Raw genomic sequence first — 14,810 nt, 5'->3', positions numbered from 1 at the left:
TTCAGTCCAGTTGAGCCACGAATGCGTCGAGCTTGTCCAGTGCGGGGCTCCAGCCGTTCTGATGAGCGTCGCGTTCGAACTCGTCGAAGAACTGCGCATGCGTGAGAGTGAGCTCGGTGCCGTCTTCAATGGGGCGCAGCCTGATGGTGACGAGCGATCGTTGCTCGGGCGCGGTGACCCACTCCCACGTGAAGACGAGCTTGCGATCCGTTTCGACTTCCAGGTATCCGCCGCGGCAGTCGTGCGTTTTGCCGTCCAGTGTCTGGAACACCACGCGAAAGTGGCCGCCCACGCGCGGATCGGCTTCGGCGCTGAGCACCGGCCCCGCGTCAGGCCCCCACCAGCGCGCCATCAGTTCGGGTCTTGTCCACGCGGCATAAACTCGGGCTGGCGGGGCTTTGATGCGCCGCACGATAGTCAGGCTCGGCTTTTCCTGGGTCATTCCTCGTGTCCCTCCACAAAATCGGCAAGCCGGTCGAGGCTCGCGGACCAGAAGCGCTCATAGCGCCTCAACCATGCCATCGCCTCCTCCATCGGGCCTGGAACCAGATCGACCGAAACAGTCCGCCCGTTCTTGCTACGCGCCACCAGACCCGCGTCGCTCAGCACGTCAAGGTGCTTCATGACCGTCGGAAGCTTGAGCGGCAGCGGCCGCGCGATCTCCGTAATCGACAGGCCGGGCTCCCGCTCGAGGCGAGCGAGGATGGCCCGGCGTGTGGGGTCCACAAGGGCGGAAAACGTACGATCGAGTTGACTGACTGGAGACTTTGCCATATGGTGAACTATAGGCAGTGAACGAACAGTGTCAAGATTTTTTGTGAGCGAGCCACGGCGCACGCACTCCCGTTTGCGGCCCATCACCAGTCCGTTCTAGACTGCGGGTCGGCCACATTCGAGGGGGCAAGCCGGTATGGACATTCTTCAAGGCATGGCAGTGTTCAAGCGCGTCGTCGATGCATCGAGCTTCTCGAAGGCGGCTGATTCGCTGGAGATGCCGCGCGCGTCGGTGTCGACCCTCGTGCAGAATCTGGAGAGCCATCTGGGGGTGCGCCTGCTGAATCGCACCACGCGCAGCGTGCAGGTTACGGAGGACGGCGCGCTCTACTACGAGTACTGCTCGCGCATTCTGGCCGAAGTCTCCGACGCGGAGTCCGCGTTATCGAACAAACGCCTCAGCCCACGCGGCACAATTCGCGTCGACACGTCGGCCACGTTCGCCGCCAACGTGCTGCTGCCTGTCATGCCTGATTTCAATGCGCGCTACCCCGACATCACCGTGAAGCTGGGGTTGGCCGATCGCAACGTCGACCTCATTCAGGAAGGTGTCGATTGCGTGATACGGATCGGTGTTCTCGACGACTCGAACCTCGTCGCGCGACCGATCGGCAGCGTCCGCACGACCATCTGCGCGGCGCCGGCGTATCTCGATCAAATGGGCGAACCCACCACCCCCGACGACCTCGACCGTCATCGTGCCGTTAATTATTTTTCCGCGCGCACCGGACGCATCTATCCATTCGAGTTTGAAGTGGATGGAACGCGAATCAGAAAAACGGTGAACGGCATCATCGCGGTCAACGAAGGGCTGGTGTATGTCATGTCCGCGACCGCAGGCATGGGGATCATTCAGGTTCCGCGCTTCATGGTCGCCAAGGCGATTGAGGCCGGCGCATTGCGCGAACTCTTTAGCGCCTACCAATGTCCGTCCTTGCCGCTTTCCTTGCTGTATCCGCACCGTCGGCTGAGCATGTGCGTGCGGGTATTCAGCGAGTGGATTCACGAACTCGCGCAGAATAATCCGGACCTCAACGGTTAGCGGCACGCTTAACCGCGTATCTCGCACCGCGCCCGCGTCACGGTTACATCACGTCGGCTCGATCAATCCGCAACGCTCCAGCTCCGCCGACAACGCTTCTGCACTGACAAACCGATATCCCTGCAGACCGGCGTGGCGTGCGCCGGCTACGTTGGCATCCGTATCGTCGATGAAGAGCGTTTCGGCCGCAGGAACACCCAGTTGCTCCACACAACGAAGATAGGTTTGAGCGGCTGGCTTCGCTGCGCCGAACGCGGCGGACGCATACACGTGAACACCGAACAGTTGCGCGACGGGTGGATTGAGAAAGCCGATGTGGTCGGTGAGCAGACGGCAGTTGTTGGTGAGCACGGCGATCCGGTGATATTCGGCGACGCGTTCGGCGAGCGCGAGCACTTCTTTATTCGGCGTGATCGATGCGTGGCGCGCGCTCAGCCAGTCTTCCCGGCTGACGGGATAGCCCAGCAGTTCGCCGAGCGCGGCCAGATAGTCGTCGTCGCTGATCTGCCCAGCGTCGGCACGAGCTTCGAGCCCGGATCCCCAGATCGCGTCCCGAACAGCCTCCGGCGTCTGCCCGGAAATTGCCGCGAGACGATCGACCCGCGCCGAACGATCGTAATGGGACAGAACACCCTCCATATCGAACAGGACCAGCGTGATGGATGCAGTCATGCTGTCGGCCTCGCATCGAAAGCTTCTAGAAATGAACATGCCATCCGACTGTAGGCCATCGGACGACGATCTGTTTCTATTGTGCCTCGGCTAGCCGGCGACGCCATGCGCCGCATGAACGAAAAGAGATCAGGCATACAGACGCAATCCACCGCCAGGCGGAGACCTTGGGCAGCGCGCCGAGTTCACAGCAAAAATTTATCGAATTCGCAGTCAGAATTTTTACTCTGCCTCGACTAAAGCACGCGTAGACTTTTGCGGCGAGGGATTTAGCGTGAACGATATCAATTTCGAATGCACTGCGTGCGGCAAATGCTGCCACGATTTGCGCCTGGCGCTGACAATTGCCGAGGCTATCGCCTGGCTGGAGCGCGGCGGGCACATGGAACTCATCTGCGAGGCCATACCGTGGCCCGTCGAGCCCGAGCCGGGCAATGCACAAGCCGAGTACAAACGGGCGCGTTCTTCGCCTGCAATGAGCGGAAGCCTGCCGGTCCGTATCTCGATCGTTCTCGCCGCGGCGTTCGATGGAGCCTGCCCCAACCTGGGCGCCGACATGCGTTGCGGCATCTACGAAGAAAGACCGCTGGTATGCCGGATCTATCCCGCTGAAATCAATCCTTTCGTCGTGCTGACACCGGAAAACAAGGCGTGTCCTTCAGATGCGTGGCAGAAGACGCCGCTGCAAAGGCACGGAATCCTTGTCGATGCTGCGACCGTCGAACGGGTCGAGCAGTCGCGTCGCGCGAATCAGCTCGAGGCGCCGCTGCGCATGCAGGTATGCCTCGAATTGGGACTGAACCATGCCGCGCTCGCGAACGAAGGCTTTGTCATGATTTCGCCGGATAGCGAAGCGCTGTTGACTGCCCTGCGCCATGTTCGCGCGGCGCCGGAATCGCAAGACGCAGCCGCGCAATGGACGTTTGTGTCGAATCGGGCGGGGACCCTGGAAACGCTTCTGTCGGTGGGCGCCATCGGTCACTTCGCTGAGCCCACCGCTGCCGGCAATTCCCGGTATCACGGATTCTTCCCGCCCTCATAAACGCAGAATCATCCGCAACTTCCCGCGAAGAACTAGGCGCCGCTGCCGCCCACCGTCTTGATGCTCTTCCATTGTCCTTGCTGGACCTGAAACAGCGTGTACGGCGGCTTGATCAGATCGCCATACGGGTCGAAGGTGATGTTGCCGGTCACACCGGTAACTTTCACTTTCGACAGGCTGTCGACGATCTTCGCGCGATCGAGCGAGTCGGCGCCGTGAATCGCCTTGATCATGGCGAGCGCGGCGTCGTAGGCAAATGGTGCGTACAGTTCGACATCCTGATTGAAGCGCGCCTTGTAGCGCTTGCCGAACTCCTGCGCGGCAGGCAGCTTGTCGAGCGCGGGACCAGGCTCGAGATCCTGCGTGCCGTCACCCGCCGTGCCGGCAATCTGCAGGAATGCATTGCTCTTCAGCGCGCCCGCGCCGAACAGTTGCGCCTGCATGCCGAGCGAACGCATCTGCTTGACCAGCATCGCGCCCTGTTCATCCAGGCCACCGAAGAAAATCAGATCGACGTTCTTGCTCTTGAGCGTCGTCAGAATGGCGCGAAAATCCACTGCCTTGTCATTCGTGAACTCACGATCGACGATATTGCCGTTCGCTTCCTTTGCACCTTTTTCGAACGCATCGGCGAGCCCTTGCCCGAATGCCGTACGGTCATCGATGATGCCGATACGCTTCGCCTTCATCTGCTCCACCACGAAATGCCCCGCCACGACACCGCCAATGCCGTCGTGCCCCATGGTGCGGAACACGTTCTTGTAGCCTTGCTTGGTGAGTTGCGGATTGGTCGAACCCGGCGTGATCATCGCAACGTTCGCCTGGTGATAGACCGTCGAAGCAGGAATGCTGCACCCCGAGTTGTAGTGACCGATCACGCCGACCACGCCGTCGTCGACCAGTTTCTGCGCGACCTGAATCGCCACGCGCGGGTCCGCCTGATCGTCCTGCACGTCGAGCTCGAACTTGACCGGCTTTCCGCCAATCATTGGATGCTTCGCGTTCTCTTCATCGAGCGCGAGTTGCGCGCCGTACTGCAAGTCTTTACCGACTCGCGCGACCGGCCCGGTCAACGGTCCGACGAAACCGATCTTGACGACTTCAGGATCGGCCGCCCACGCAGACGGTAGATATGTGACGAGTGCGCAAACTGTGGCACTCAACAGCCAATTGCGGCGATTCATGATGCGCTCCTTGCGAGATGTAACGTCGCGCGATGTGTAGGTTGGCCGATCCGATGCGCGACGCGTCGAATCTGTCCTGCGGTGCTAGTCGTGAAACAAAAAAATCGGTGCGGTCAAAAACTCAATGAAAATCAGAAACGCGTTGCCGAGTAAGGCGCGAGATCGAGTGGCGGCGCACGCTGCGCAATCAGATCGGCGACGATGCGTCCGCTCACCCCGGCTAACGTCAGTCCGAGATGCTGGTGGCCGAATGCGTAGATCACCCGTTCGCTCGCGCGCGAGCGTCCAAGCACCGGCACGCCATCCGGCAACGTCGGACGGAACCCGAGCCAGCTGCTATCCGGTGTATCGAGCGCGGGTAACGCGCGCTTCGAAGAAAACGTGAGCAGATCGATCAGTGAGCGGTTGCGCGTGTCGCCAAAACCCGCCAGTTCGACCGTGCCGGCGACGCGCAGGCCGTCGCTCATCGGCGTCATGTAAAAGCCGCGCTCGGCCCAGCCGACCGGTCGCGAGACCAGTTGTTGGGCGCCTGGAAAGCGGACGTGATAGCCGCGCTCCGTGTCGAGCGGAACCGGATCGCCGCATTGTTTGGCGAATTGGGCGGAGCGCGCACCGGTGGCGATCACGACGTGATTGAAGCGGCGCGTGGCGCCTTCAATCGTCACACTCGCGCCGTCAGCCGCAGGCTGCACCGCGTCGACGGTCGAGCGCTGCAGTGTCAGGCCCTGGTCGGCAAGCTGTAGATAAAGTGTCTGCAGAAAGCCTTGCGGATTAGAGAAATGCCAACTATTACTGAACAACACACCGCGCTCGAAGATCGGGGCGAGCGACGGTTCGAGCGCACGGATGTCGTTGCCGCCCAGCACGTCGAAGGCAACGCCTAACTGGCGGCGCAGATCGAGTGCAGGACGCGCGGCATCGAACGAAGCCGAATTCGAATACAGATAGAGGCATTCGCGGGGCCGGACGAAACGCGCCAGTTCCGCGTCTGCCAGCAGCGGTGCATAGCCGTCGTGCGCGCGATCGAGCAACGCCGCGAGTGCCGTGGCGCTTGCCTCATAACGCCGCGGCAGCGAACTCATCATGAAACGCGCAAGCCACGGGGCGAGATGCGGCAGGTAACCCCAACGCAATCTGAACGGGCTTTCGTTCGATAGCAGAAAGCGCGGCAAATCGCGAAACACGGACGGGTTGTTGACCGGGATGCACGCATAGTGCGCGAAGGTTCCCGCGTTGCCGAAGGACGCGCCCTGCCCCACGCCGGCCGGATCGAACAGCGTGACTCGATGGCCGTCGCGCATCAGCGCCGCAGCGCTCGCGAGGCCGATGAATCCCGCTCCGATGATGGCAATCTCCGGCATCACTTGCGTCCTTGCATGTCGCAGCCGTCGCCGGAGAGCGCGTGCATCGTGGCATGCCGCTCGCCCGCCAGCGCGCCGGGTTTCGGCGCGCATGGGGCTTGAGGAGACTGCGGAAAACTCATTGGGAAACTCCTGGGGACAGAATCCGGACACTGTCCGGTGACAGCTTGGCGCACTCGCCACCAGACAAACTCTGGCAATCAGAATCACACAATATTTTTTTGTGTGCAATTAAAACTCACATTGTGTGGCCCTGGCATTTTCCCTGGATGGTCTATGGCGCAGTCCTTGCAAACATGGGCGAACCGGACGCCAACCGTTCTGGAGCGCCGTTTTTAGGCGTTGCGGCGGCGCTTGTCTGGTATAGAATCGGCAAAATTCCGCACAATCGCGGACAAAGTCGATTTTGTATGGAGACACCAGTTCTTATGGCTTCTGGCAAAGACACAGCGCGTGGGACCAACGGCGCGCCGGCGCAGGCGAAGCGTTCCACGTATGTCGAGGTGTCCAGTTCGATCGAGAACGAGATTCGCAGCGGCGTCTATCCGCCGGGCAGCCGCCTGCCGCCGCAGCGGCAACTGGCCACCGAACTGGGCATCAATGTGTCGACGGTGTCCCGCGCGTACAAGGAATTGCAGTTACGCGGATTGGTGATCGGCAGCAAACGGCGCGGCTCGCTCGTGACCGGCGGCGCCATGCCGAGCGTCGAACCGGCCCAGCCGGCCAGCAACGCGGCGATCGACCTGACCGTCAACCGGCCGGCCACCGGCGAATTCCTGAACTGCCTCGCGCGCACGCTGGCGGAATTGCCGCGCGATCCGCGGTACCCGCAATTGCAGGAGTACCAGCCGCCGCAAGGCCCCGCCTGGGCGCGCGCCGCCGGCGCACGCTGGATGGCCGCGCCAGGCTTCACGCCGGCGCCCGACCACGTGGTGGTCACGAGCGGTGCGCAGCACGGCCTATATGCGGTGCTGAACAGCCTGATCGGCACCGATGGCGTAATCCTCGCCGACCAACTCACCTACTACGGGTTGAAGGCACTGGCTCCCGTGTTTCAGTTCGAGATCGTCGGCATTCCGAGCGACCGCGACGGCTTGCTAACCGACGAGGTGGAGCGTGCCTGCCGCCGTATGCCGGTGAAGGCGATCTTCACCGTTCCGAATCTGCAGAACCCGACCGTGACGACGATGAGTCTCGAACGCCGCATGGCGCTCGTCGACATTGCACGGCGGCATGGCGTGGCAATCATCGAAGACGACGTTTATGGGCCGCTGGTTTCGCAGCGGCTGCCGACCATTGCTAGCCTGTGCCCGGAACTGACGTTCCACCTGGCGGCAACCTCAAAGATTCTCGCGCCCGGTTTGCGGCTCGGCTACCTGTTGAGTCCGCCGGACAGTTCCGCGCTGTGTGCGGAGGCGGTGCGCACCACCGCGTGGATGCCCGCGCCGATGTCGATGCTGATTGCTTCGATCTGGATCGAGGACGGCACCGCGCGCCACATCATGGACGCGCAGCTTGCTGAAATTCGCGCGCGGCAGGATCTGGCGCGCGAGCTGTTGCCACAGGAATTACTGCAGACCGACCCGGCGTGCATGTTCGTGTGGCTCAAGCTGCCGCCGCCGTGGCGTGCTGACGACTTTGCGGCGAATGCGAAGGCGCGCGGCGTCGTGGTGATGCCGTCGTCTGCATTTGCGGTGGACAGGTCGGAGATCGAGCACGGCGTGCGGATCAATCTCGCTTGCGCGACGAGCCGCGATCAACTCGTGAGCGCGTTGCGGCTGTTGACGGGCACGCTGAAGGATCGCCCCCGGGCACTGTTCGGCACGATCTGATAAATCAAATCAAAATTGTTCAACCACCAAAGGAATAAACCCACCACCTGCCTCGTTCAATAACCGCAACGACCATCGGTCTTGAGAGAGGTGCGGTCATGAAGTCTGTGCTTACAGTGTTCAGCGCCGTGGTGAGCGCCGCGGCTTTGACGAGTCTTGTCGCGTGCGGCGGCAGTTCCGGATCTATCAATTCGCAGTCGTTTACCTCGTCAGTGCTGGTCTCCGACGGCGCGGTCTCCGCGCCGCACACCGACCCCAATCTGAAAAATGGATGGGGTGTCGCGTTCAATCCAAAGGGTTTCGTCTGGGTCGCGGACAACGGGACCTCAGTCGCCACACTCTACGACGGCAACGGCGTGCCGCAGTCCCTGGTCGTCAGCATTCCGAACGGAACCAGCGGCTCGGCGAATCCGACCGGCATCGTATTCAACGGCACGACCGATTTTACGGTCACACAGGGCGGCAAGTCCGGCGTAGGCGCCTTTATCTTCTCCGGCGAAGGCGGCACGATCACCGCATGGGCGCCGGCGGTCGCGCCCACGAACGCGATCGTCATGTTCGATGGCGGCAGTGCCGGCGCGGTCTACAAGGGGCTCGCGCTCGCCAGCAATGGCACGGCGAACTTCCTCTATGCCACCGATTTCCATAACAACAGGATCGACGTATTCGACACGAACTTCGCGAAAGTCGCGATGCCAGGCAAGTTTCAGGACGCAACGCTGCCGGCAGGCTTTGCGCCGTTCGGTATTCAGGCGATTGGCTCAAAACTCTTCGTGACCTACGCCAAACAGGACGCAGCCGCACATGACAATGTCGACGGTTCCGGCCTGGGTTTCGTCGACGTATTCGATACGTCCGGCAACCTGTTGCAGCACTTTGCGTCAGCAGGTCCGCTCAACGCGCCGTGGGGCGTCGCACAGGCGCCTGGCAACTTCGGCCGCTTCAGTGGCGACATACTGGTCGGCAATTTCGGCGACGGCACGATCAACGCGTTCGATCCGGCAAGCGGGCAATCCCTCGGCACCATCAACCTGTCGAACGGAACTACATTCGTGCAGCCTGGGCTCTGGGGTATCGCGTTCGGTAACGGACTCGATAATCAGCCGACCAACACGCTGTTTTTTGCTGCGGGGCCTAACGACGAAGCCAATGGCGTTTATGGCCGCATCGACGTGAAGATGTGAGCGCCTAGCTCTTTACGCTGCGCAAGGCGTAAGCAGACAGCGTCGCGAGGCGTTCGACACTGAGCAACCGGGCGAGCCGTTTCAACGCGTGACGTACACGGCCGCGCAGATGCGCCATGCGCATCTGGCGCCAGAAACGGTCCGGTGCGAACTCAGAAAAACGCGCCTCGCGTTCCAGCAACGCCTTACCGCCTGGCAAGTGAACGAACGAACAGCAGCGAAACCACCGCAGATCGCGATAATTATTGCCGGGCCAATGACGGCCAACGGCCTGATAAGCACCCACCTCGATCAGGCCCTGCCCTTCGTCGACCAGTACGTTGAGTGCCGCGGAAATAAACGCTTCGTCGCCGTGATGTCTCACGCGACCGATTTCGGTGACGTAGCGAGCGTAACTGGCACGCGCGCACGGAACCAGCCGGCGTAATGCGGCGGGCGTCGCCAGAAGAAACTCGCCGCCGTACCAGCGCGGATTTCTGAGCCGCCTGTCCGCCACGATCTCGAGATCCGCAACAACACAGTCGCTGCCGTACGGCGGAAATACTTGATCCGAAATATCGAATGCGCCGAGTCCGGCTTCAGCGCAGCGCTCGATCAGATTACGTTCGAGCGCACGCAACGCGACCATGTCGGCGTCGAGCAGCAACAGCATCGTGTCGGCCGGCAGCGAATCGGCCATCTGATCCATCAGGTCCAGTTTGAAATGCGCGGCATAGAACGGCGTGTTCTTCGGCAACTCGATTGTCGCCTTCAACGTCATCAGTGCCGGCCGGTGCTCCTTTGCCATGCCTTCGAGCCGTTGCGAGACCACCGCCGGCGCGTTGGTCATGATGGTCAGCTTCGGCATGCCGGCTCGCCGCAAGCTGTTGTTCAGGCAGATCGCCTGACTCACATACGCCAGCGGATCGCGATTCGTCGAGTTGGGACCCGGACTCACGTCCACATCCACATAAACCAGCGTGCAAGGAAAAAGATTCACGTTGCTCCTCACCAGGCGTGAGAGACGGTTCGCTTTTTTCCAGCGTGGCCGCTATCGTTCGCGGATTGATCCGCCTCTCCTTTCATGGGCTAAGTCAGAAGTCTGCGCAAGGTGCACAGCCATGCGCAGCCATCGTGCCGCGGCTCGCGCCTTTATGGCGTCACGCTCGAGCCGGGTGATCTGATCTGCGGCGATGGAGTCGGATGAACCGGGGCGCAGGCATCAGGTATGAACTATCGTTTCACGTCCCTGCGTTGCCTTTCCGCCAAAAGTCAGCAAGAGTCAGCAAGACGCAACGCGGGTGCCGTCAATCGGCTTTCAGCCGGTCGAAAGTACGCCAAAATATCTGGCGCCTTAACATTCGAGTGAACAAGTTACCTGCCTGCCGTACGCAATCTTTGCGTCGGGTGTCACATTTCGGCGGCGCTGTCTCCCCCGTATCGCATGCCATGCGCGCCGAGCAAACGGTACAGCGTCGCGCGTGAAATGCTGAGCTCGCGCGCGGCGTCGCCGGGGCGTCCGCGGTGGCGCAGCAATGCGAGTTCGATGGCCTGCCGCTCCGCTGTCTCGCGTGCCTGTGCAAGCGTCAGGGGCGCGGTCGCGACGTAACTCGCCAGTTCGAGATCGTCAGCGGTAATCGTCCGCCCCTCCGACATCACAATGGCGCGACGAACCCGGTTGATCAGTTCCCGCACGTTGCCGGGCCAGTCGTATTGATGCATCGCCGTGATCGCGTCGGGAGAAAAACCGTATAGCCGACGGCTCGCATCTTTCCTGTAGCGATCCAGCGTGTACAGCGCGAGCAGTTCGATGTCCTTGCCGCGCGCGCGAAGCGGCGGCTCGTCGATTCTCAGTACGCACAAACGGTGATACAGGTCAGTACGGAAGCGCCCGTCTTCGATCGCGGCCTCCATATTGACGTGCGTGGCGGAGATGATGCGCACGTCGACATCGATCGAACCGTTACCGCCCAGGCGGTCGATGGTGCTTTCCTGCAGGAAGCGCAGCAGGCTCGCCTGACTCTCGAACGGCAGATCGCCGATCTCATCGAGAAACACGGTACCGCCGTGAGCGGCTTCGACGCGCCCTATTCTGCGCTGATTCGCCCCTGTGAAGGCGCCACGCTCGTAGCCGAACAACTCCGACTGCAGCAGGTGCGGCGGAATCGCGCCACAGTTGATGGCGACAAACGGCGCGTTGCGACGCGCCGAATGCGCGTGAATCGCCGCCGCCGTCAGCTCCTTGCCCGTACCCGATTCACCGGAGACAAAAACGGGTGCATCGTTTGCGGCCACTTTGCGGATCGAGCGGAACAACGCGAGCATGGCATCGCAGGTGCCGATCATCTCGTCTTCTGCCGTGGACGTATCCACAAACACCGGCTCACCGAGCGAGATCATGCCGCAGGCATGGCCTACCGTATCGATCACTCTGGCGTCCGCGGTAGGTAGCGTCACGTAATCGAAGCAGTAGTCGCGCACCAGCCTGCGTATGGCGGCGTCATCGAGTTCCGGCGCCGCGGTCATCGCGACCCAGCCGATGTTCGGCATCGCGAGGCAAGCTTCCAGCGCGGCAATATCACCGGGATCGAACACGCTCGACAGATCGGCCAGGCCAGCCGCCAGCGAGCCGTCACCCACGGCCTCGCGCACGCCACGAACCGAGCCGATGACGTCAACCTGCCAATCGCGCTCCTCGAAACTCGCCAATAGCGCCGGCGAAGGATCGCGCGTGAAGTAGATGACACGCCGCTTGATGGCCTTCATTTTCTGCATTGTTTTTTGTTTTCTCGCCGGGCCTGCTCTGAAACCTGGTGTGGCCAGGCCCCTCGCACGACATTGCTCTTGTTGCTCCATGGCCGCGGATGCCTGTCCTCGTGAATCAGGCGCGTACCGGGAGCTGCCATTTCATGGTGCATCGGTTTCGGCGAGCCGGCGGCGCTGCGGACGTCGGCTAACGAAAAACCGGATGCGACAACGACCGTCGATCATACGCGGCTGTGCGGTCGCCGTGGTGGGTCCTGACCTTATTTGAAGATTAAGTCCGCAAGCGCACCGCGCCGTGCACCAGAGTTGCTATCGGACTAGCGCCTCAACTTCCTGAAAAACTTGCGAATCTCGGCAGCGAGCAGATCGGGCTTTTCCATCGCAGCGAAATGGCCACCGCTCGGCATGTCGGTCCATTGCACGACGTCGAAGGTCCGTTCGAGCCACGTGCGCGGCGGATGGTTGATCTCCTTCGGGAAACAGGCGAAGCCCACCGGCGGCACGACGCGTTGCCCCTCGGCGAAGCGCATCGGCTGCAGCCGGTTCTCCCAATACATCTGCATCGCCGTGCCAATACTCTGCGTGTACCAGTAGAGCGAAATGTTGGTAAGCAACTCGTCTTTCGAAAACACCCGCTCGATGTCGCCGTCGCAATCGCTCCACGCGCGAAACTTTTCACCGATCCAGGCCGCGAGGCCCACCGGCGAATCGTTCAGCGACGCCGCCGCGGTTTGCGGTTTCGTCGCATGCATATGGGCGTAGCCGCCCTCCAGGGCGACCCATTCGTTCTTCTCCCGCAGATAGGCTTCCTCCTCGGGCGTAAGCGGTGTTTGCGCGGCACCGCTCGCGGGCTCGTATGAACTCGGCAGGAAGTTGAGATGAATGCCGTCGACATGCTCATGATGCCGTGCCGCGAGCGCGATCGAGACGCCGGCGCCCAGATCGCCGCCCTGGGCCCCAAAGTGCTCATAACCGAGGCCACGCATCAGCGAAGCCCACAAATCCGCCACCTGAAACGCGGAAGTACCGGGTTCTACCGGTGCCTGCGAGAAACCAAAACCGGGCAGTGATGGAACGACGACGTCGAACGCATCGGCGGGATCGCAGCCGAATGCGGCCGGGTCGCATAAGCGGTCGAGCAACGCGTGGAACTCGAAAAACGATCCCGGCCAGCCATGTGTGATCACGAGCGGATAAGTCGTCGGGCCGACGCCACGCCGATGCACGAAGTGCACGCGCTGACCGTCGATCTCGGCGAGGAATTGCGGCTGCAGATTCAACCTGCGCTCGGCCTCGCGCCAATCGAAACGCTCGGCCCAGTACTGCGCGAGCTCGCGCAGCCAGGCGGAGTCGGCGCCCTGTTGCCAGCCAGGCGACGGCGTCGCCGGTGCCCAACGGGTCGCGTGAATCCGCCGGTGAAGATCGGCTATGTCGGCATCAGGCACGGCAATCTGAAACGGCTCTATCTGCATGTCAGTTCATCCGGCACAGGGTGTGGGAATAACAGGCGCTTCGGATTCGATAGCGCTGTTCACGGCAATCCAGCAGGGGCCAAAGTGCGAAGCGAGCTTGATGCGCACTGAGCGCGCGGAGCAATCTGCATGGTACACAATGAACGCGATTCTCGTTTGGCGCGGCGGAGGCCTTCATGGTTGCAGCGCTTACGGCTCTATTGGAAACAAGAAAGCCCGCGAAATGCGGGCTTTTTTTACAGCTTACTGCCTACACCATCAGCTTAGAAGCGATGGCGGATACCCACCGTGCCAACCACCTGCGAATCGGTTGACGAACGGCTAACACCGACGATATCCGCCGTGACGCCCGAATCACCCACGCTGCCGACGTGCTGGTATGCCGCTTCAACATATACGTCGGTACGCTTGGACAAGGCGTAGTCGGTCTGCAACGTCAGCTGTTGATACTTCGGGCTCGCGCCGTTCAGACGTGCGTCGGTGAACGTGTACGCGCCCGATACCGTCCATGCCGGCGTGAATGCGTAACGTGCGTTCACTTCATAGTTCGTGAAGCGCGCGCTGCCGCCGGTCAGCGCGAATCCGCTCGTCGTGCCCGACGCCGACGATCCGATCGACGTTGCGTTGTGCAGTTGCGTCTGCGTGAACACGAGGCCGACGTTGGCCGCGCCGAACGCATAGTTCACACCGGCGCCATAGGTGCGCTGAAGGCCTGCGTTGAACGTGGAGTCGCCGCTCGCCACAGCGCCGCTCGTGTTGGTCGTCGAGCCGGCGCCGTTCAGTTGCAGGTAGCCCGCAGCGAACTTCAGGCCGCCGAATGCATACGATGCGCCGACACTGTAGGCGCGGCTGTCCGCGAAGCTGCCCGCTGCGTTCGAGAAGCCGTACAACGCGCCGAACTTGAAGCCGCCGTAGTTGACACTCTGGAACTTGACCGAGTTGTTGATACGCACCGAGTTGTTCAGGTTGTCGTTGTCGTACGGGTGTGCCGAGAGCGTGCCGCCGTATTGCGTGCCGTTCAGCGCGAGCGGAGCGAGATAGTCGACCAGGCTGTCGTACTGGCGACCCAGCGTGACCGAGCCGAACTGGTCGCTCGACAGACCGACGAAGGCCTGACGCCCGAACTCACGGCTGTTCTGCCCCAGCTTGCCGTTCGACAGATTGAAGCCGTTTTCCAGCACGAAGATCGCCTTCAGGCCGTTGCCCAGATCTTCCGAACCGCGCAGGCCCCAGCGGTTGCCGTTCAGCATGCCGCTGGCTTGCTGAAAGTTGCTGCTGCCGCCCGAATTGCTGGTGTAGGTCAGGCCCGTATCGATCAAACCGTACAGCGTGACCGAGCTTTGTGCGTGGGCGGCACCCGCGGCGCCGATGAGTGCGAGCGAGAGGCCCGACAATACGAATTTATTCATGGATTTCTCTCCTGATTCGGATAGCGGATGCTATCGAGCGGCCGAGAATATCCCACTAATCGAAATACTGTTTTTCAGTTAATTACGACGTTG

At 61.6% G+C, this 14,810-nt stretch carries 14 protein-coding genes; 4 read left to right on the top strand and 10 right to left on the bottom strand.

From position 1 onward, the window contains the following. Position 1: 1 nt before the first annotated feature. A complete protein-coding gene (locus KHO30_RS10725; protein WP_093644289.1) occupies positions 2-442 on the bottom strand; it encodes an SRPBCC family protein in 441 nt (146 codons plus the stop codon). Beyond that, on the bottom strand, positions 439-774 hold the full coding sequence (locus KHO30_RS10720; RefSeq protein ID WP_211700874.1) for an ArsR/SmtB family transcription factor: 336 nt from the start codon (positions 772-774) through the stop codon (positions 439-441). Before KHO30_RS10720 ends, KHO30_RS10725 begins: the two co-directional genes overlap by 4 nt. A gap of 136 nt (positions 775-910) precedes the next feature. Here KHO30_RS10720 and KHO30_RS10715 point away from each other — a divergent pair, with 136 nt between their 5' ends. Next, positions 911-1,816, top strand: a complete 906-nt coding sequence (locus KHO30_RS10715) for a LysR family transcriptional regulator (protein ID WP_211700872.1) — start codon at positions 911-913, stop codon at positions 1,814-1,816. Positions 1,817-1,864: 48 nt separating this feature from the next. On the opposite strand, the gene KHO30_RS10710 is transcribed toward KHO30_RS10715, so the two are convergent. Further along, entirely contained in the window at positions 1,865-2,488 is a 624-nt protein-coding gene (locus KHO30_RS10710; protein WP_211700870.1) for an HAD family hydrolase, read from the bottom strand. Positions 2,489-2,762: 274 nt separating this feature from the next. On the opposite strand from KHO30_RS10710, the gene KHO30_RS10705 reads away from it, so the two are divergent. After that, entirely contained in the window at positions 2,763-3,530 is a 768-nt protein-coding gene (locus tag KHO30_RS10705; RefSeq protein ID WP_211700869.1) for a YkgJ family cysteine cluster protein, read from the top strand. A 32-nt stretch (positions 3,531-3,562) separates the two neighbouring features. Here KHO30_RS10705 and KHO30_RS10700 read toward each other — a convergent pair whose 3' ends face one another. The 3 genes from KHO30_RS10700 to KHO30_RS39520 all read right to left on the bottom strand — a co-directional run bounded on the left by KHO30_RS10700 (position 3,563) and on the right by KHO30_RS39520 (position 6,197). Beyond that, complete coding sequence (locus KHO30_RS10700; RefSeq protein ID WP_093644299.1) at positions 3,563-4,714, bottom strand: branched-chain amino acid ABC transporter substrate-binding protein; 1,152 nt, start codon at positions 4,712-4,714, stop codon at positions 3,563-3,565. Positions 4,715-4,845: 131 nt separating this feature from the next. After that, positions 4,846-6,075, bottom strand: a complete 1,230-nt coding sequence (locus KHO30_RS10695; protein ID WP_211700867.1) for an NAD(P)/FAD-dependent oxidoreductase — start codon at positions 6,073-6,075, stop codon at positions 4,846-4,848. Next, positions 6,075-6,197, bottom strand: coding sequence for a hypothetical protein (locus KHO30_RS39520; RefSeq protein WP_267913846.1), 123 nt, complete (start codon positions 6,195-6,197; stop codon positions 6,075-6,077). The genes KHO30_RS10695 and KHO30_RS39520 overlap by 1 nt, the downstream gene beginning before the upstream one ends. A 306-nt stretch (positions 6,198-6,503) precedes the next feature. Between KHO30_RS39520 and KHO30_RS10690 the strand changes: the two genes are divergently transcribed. Together KHO30_RS10690 and KHO30_RS10685 are read left to right on the top strand one after the other, a co-directional pair. Beyond that, positions 6,504-7,907 carry an aminotransferase-like domain-containing protein gene (locus tag KHO30_RS10690; RefSeq protein ID WP_200618852.1) on the top strand — a complete coding sequence of 468 codons (1,404 nt, stop codon included), beginning with the start codon at positions 6,504-6,506 and terminating at the stop codon, positions 7,905-7,907. Positions 7,908-8,005: 98 nt separating this feature from the next. After that, complete coding sequence (locus tag KHO30_RS10685; RefSeq protein WP_211700865.1) at positions 8,006-9,091, top strand: TIGR03118 family protein; 1,086 nt, start codon at positions 8,006-8,008, stop codon at positions 9,089-9,091. A gap of 4 nt (positions 9,092-9,095) precedes the next feature. On the opposite strand, the gene KHO30_RS10680 is transcribed toward KHO30_RS10685, so the two are convergent. The 4 genes from KHO30_RS10680 to KHO30_RS10665 all read right to left on the bottom strand — a co-directional run bounded on the left by KHO30_RS10680 (position 9,096) and on the right by KHO30_RS10665 (position 14,717). Then, entirely contained in the window at positions 9,096-10,070 is a 975-nt protein-coding gene (locus KHO30_RS10680; protein WP_200618850.1) for a hypothetical protein, read from the bottom strand. A 410-nt stretch (positions 10,071-10,480) separates the two neighbouring features. Further along, entirely contained in the window at positions 10,481-11,836 is a 1,356-nt protein-coding gene (locus KHO30_RS10675) for a sigma-54 dependent transcriptional regulator (RefSeq protein WP_211701021.1), read from the bottom strand. Between the two features lie 317 nt (positions 11,837-12,153). Then, positions 12,154-13,308, bottom strand: coding sequence for an epoxide hydrolase family protein (locus tag KHO30_RS10670; RefSeq protein WP_211700863.1), 1,155 nt, complete (start codon positions 13,306-13,308; stop codon positions 12,154-12,156). 263 nt (positions 13,309-13,571) lie between these two features. Beyond that, positions 13,572-14,717: a porin gene (locus KHO30_RS10665; RefSeq protein ID WP_093644312.1), complete on the bottom strand. Its 1,146-nt coding sequence runs from the start codon at positions 14,715-14,717 to the stop codon at positions 13,572-13,574. Positions 14,718-14,810: the final 93 nt, after the last annotated feature.

It is taken from the genome of Paraburkholderia aspalathi, from assembly GCF_905220735.1.
Classification (GTDB): Bacteria; Pseudomonadota; Gammaproteobacteria; order Burkholderiales; family Burkholderiaceae; genus Paraburkholderia; species Paraburkholderia aspalathi.
The sequence above is the reverse complement of the archived record's forward strand: the minus strand, read 5'-3'. Positions and strand labels throughout refer to the sequence as shown.

Coding starts and splice junctions, on each gene's coding strand:
- KHO30_RS10720 (WP_211700874.1), bottom strand. CDS start 774: ATGGCAAAGTCTCCAGTCAGTCAACTCGATCGTACGTTTTCCGCCCTT.
- KHO30_RS10715 (WP_211700872.1), top strand. CDS start 911: ATGGACATTCTTCAAGGCATGGCAGTGTTCAAGCGCGTCGTCGATGCA.
- KHO30_RS10670 (WP_211700863.1), bottom strand. CDS start 13,308: ATGCAGATAGAGCCGTTTCAGATTGCCGTGCCTGATGCCGACATAGCC.
- KHO30_RS10725 (WP_093644289.1), bottom strand. CDS start 442: ATGACCCAGGAAAAGCCGAGCCTGACTATCGTGCGGCGCATCAAAGCC.
- KHO30_RS10685 (WP_211700865.1), top strand. CDS start 8,006: ATGAAGTCTGTGCTTACAGTGTTCAGCGCCGTGGTGAGCGCCGCGGCT.
- KHO30_RS39520 (WP_267913846.1), bottom strand. CDS start 6,197: ATGAGTTTTCCGCAGTCTCCTCAAGCCCCATGCGCGCCGAAACCCGGC.
- KHO30_RS10690 (WP_200618852.1), top strand. CDS start 6,504: ATGGCTTCTGGCAAAGACACAGCGCGTGGGACCAACGGCGCGCCGGCG.
- KHO30_RS10710 (WP_211700870.1), bottom strand. CDS start 2,488: ATGACTGCATCCATCACGCTGGTCCTGTTCGATATGGAGGGTGTTCTG.
- KHO30_RS10675 (WP_211701021.1), bottom strand. CDS start 11,836: ATGAAGGCCATCAAGCGGCGTGTCATCTACTTCACGCGCGATCCTTCG.
- KHO30_RS10695 (WP_211700867.1), bottom strand. CDS start 6,075: ATGCCGGAGATTGCCATCATCGGAGCGGGATTCATCGGCCTCGCGAGC.
- KHO30_RS10665 (WP_093644312.1), bottom strand. CDS start 14,717: ATGAATAAATTCGTATTGTCGGGCCTCTCGCTCGCACTCATCGGCGCC.
- KHO30_RS10700 (WP_093644299.1), bottom strand. CDS start 4,714: ATGAATCGCCGCAATTGGCTGTTGAGTGCCACAGTTTGCGCACTCGTC.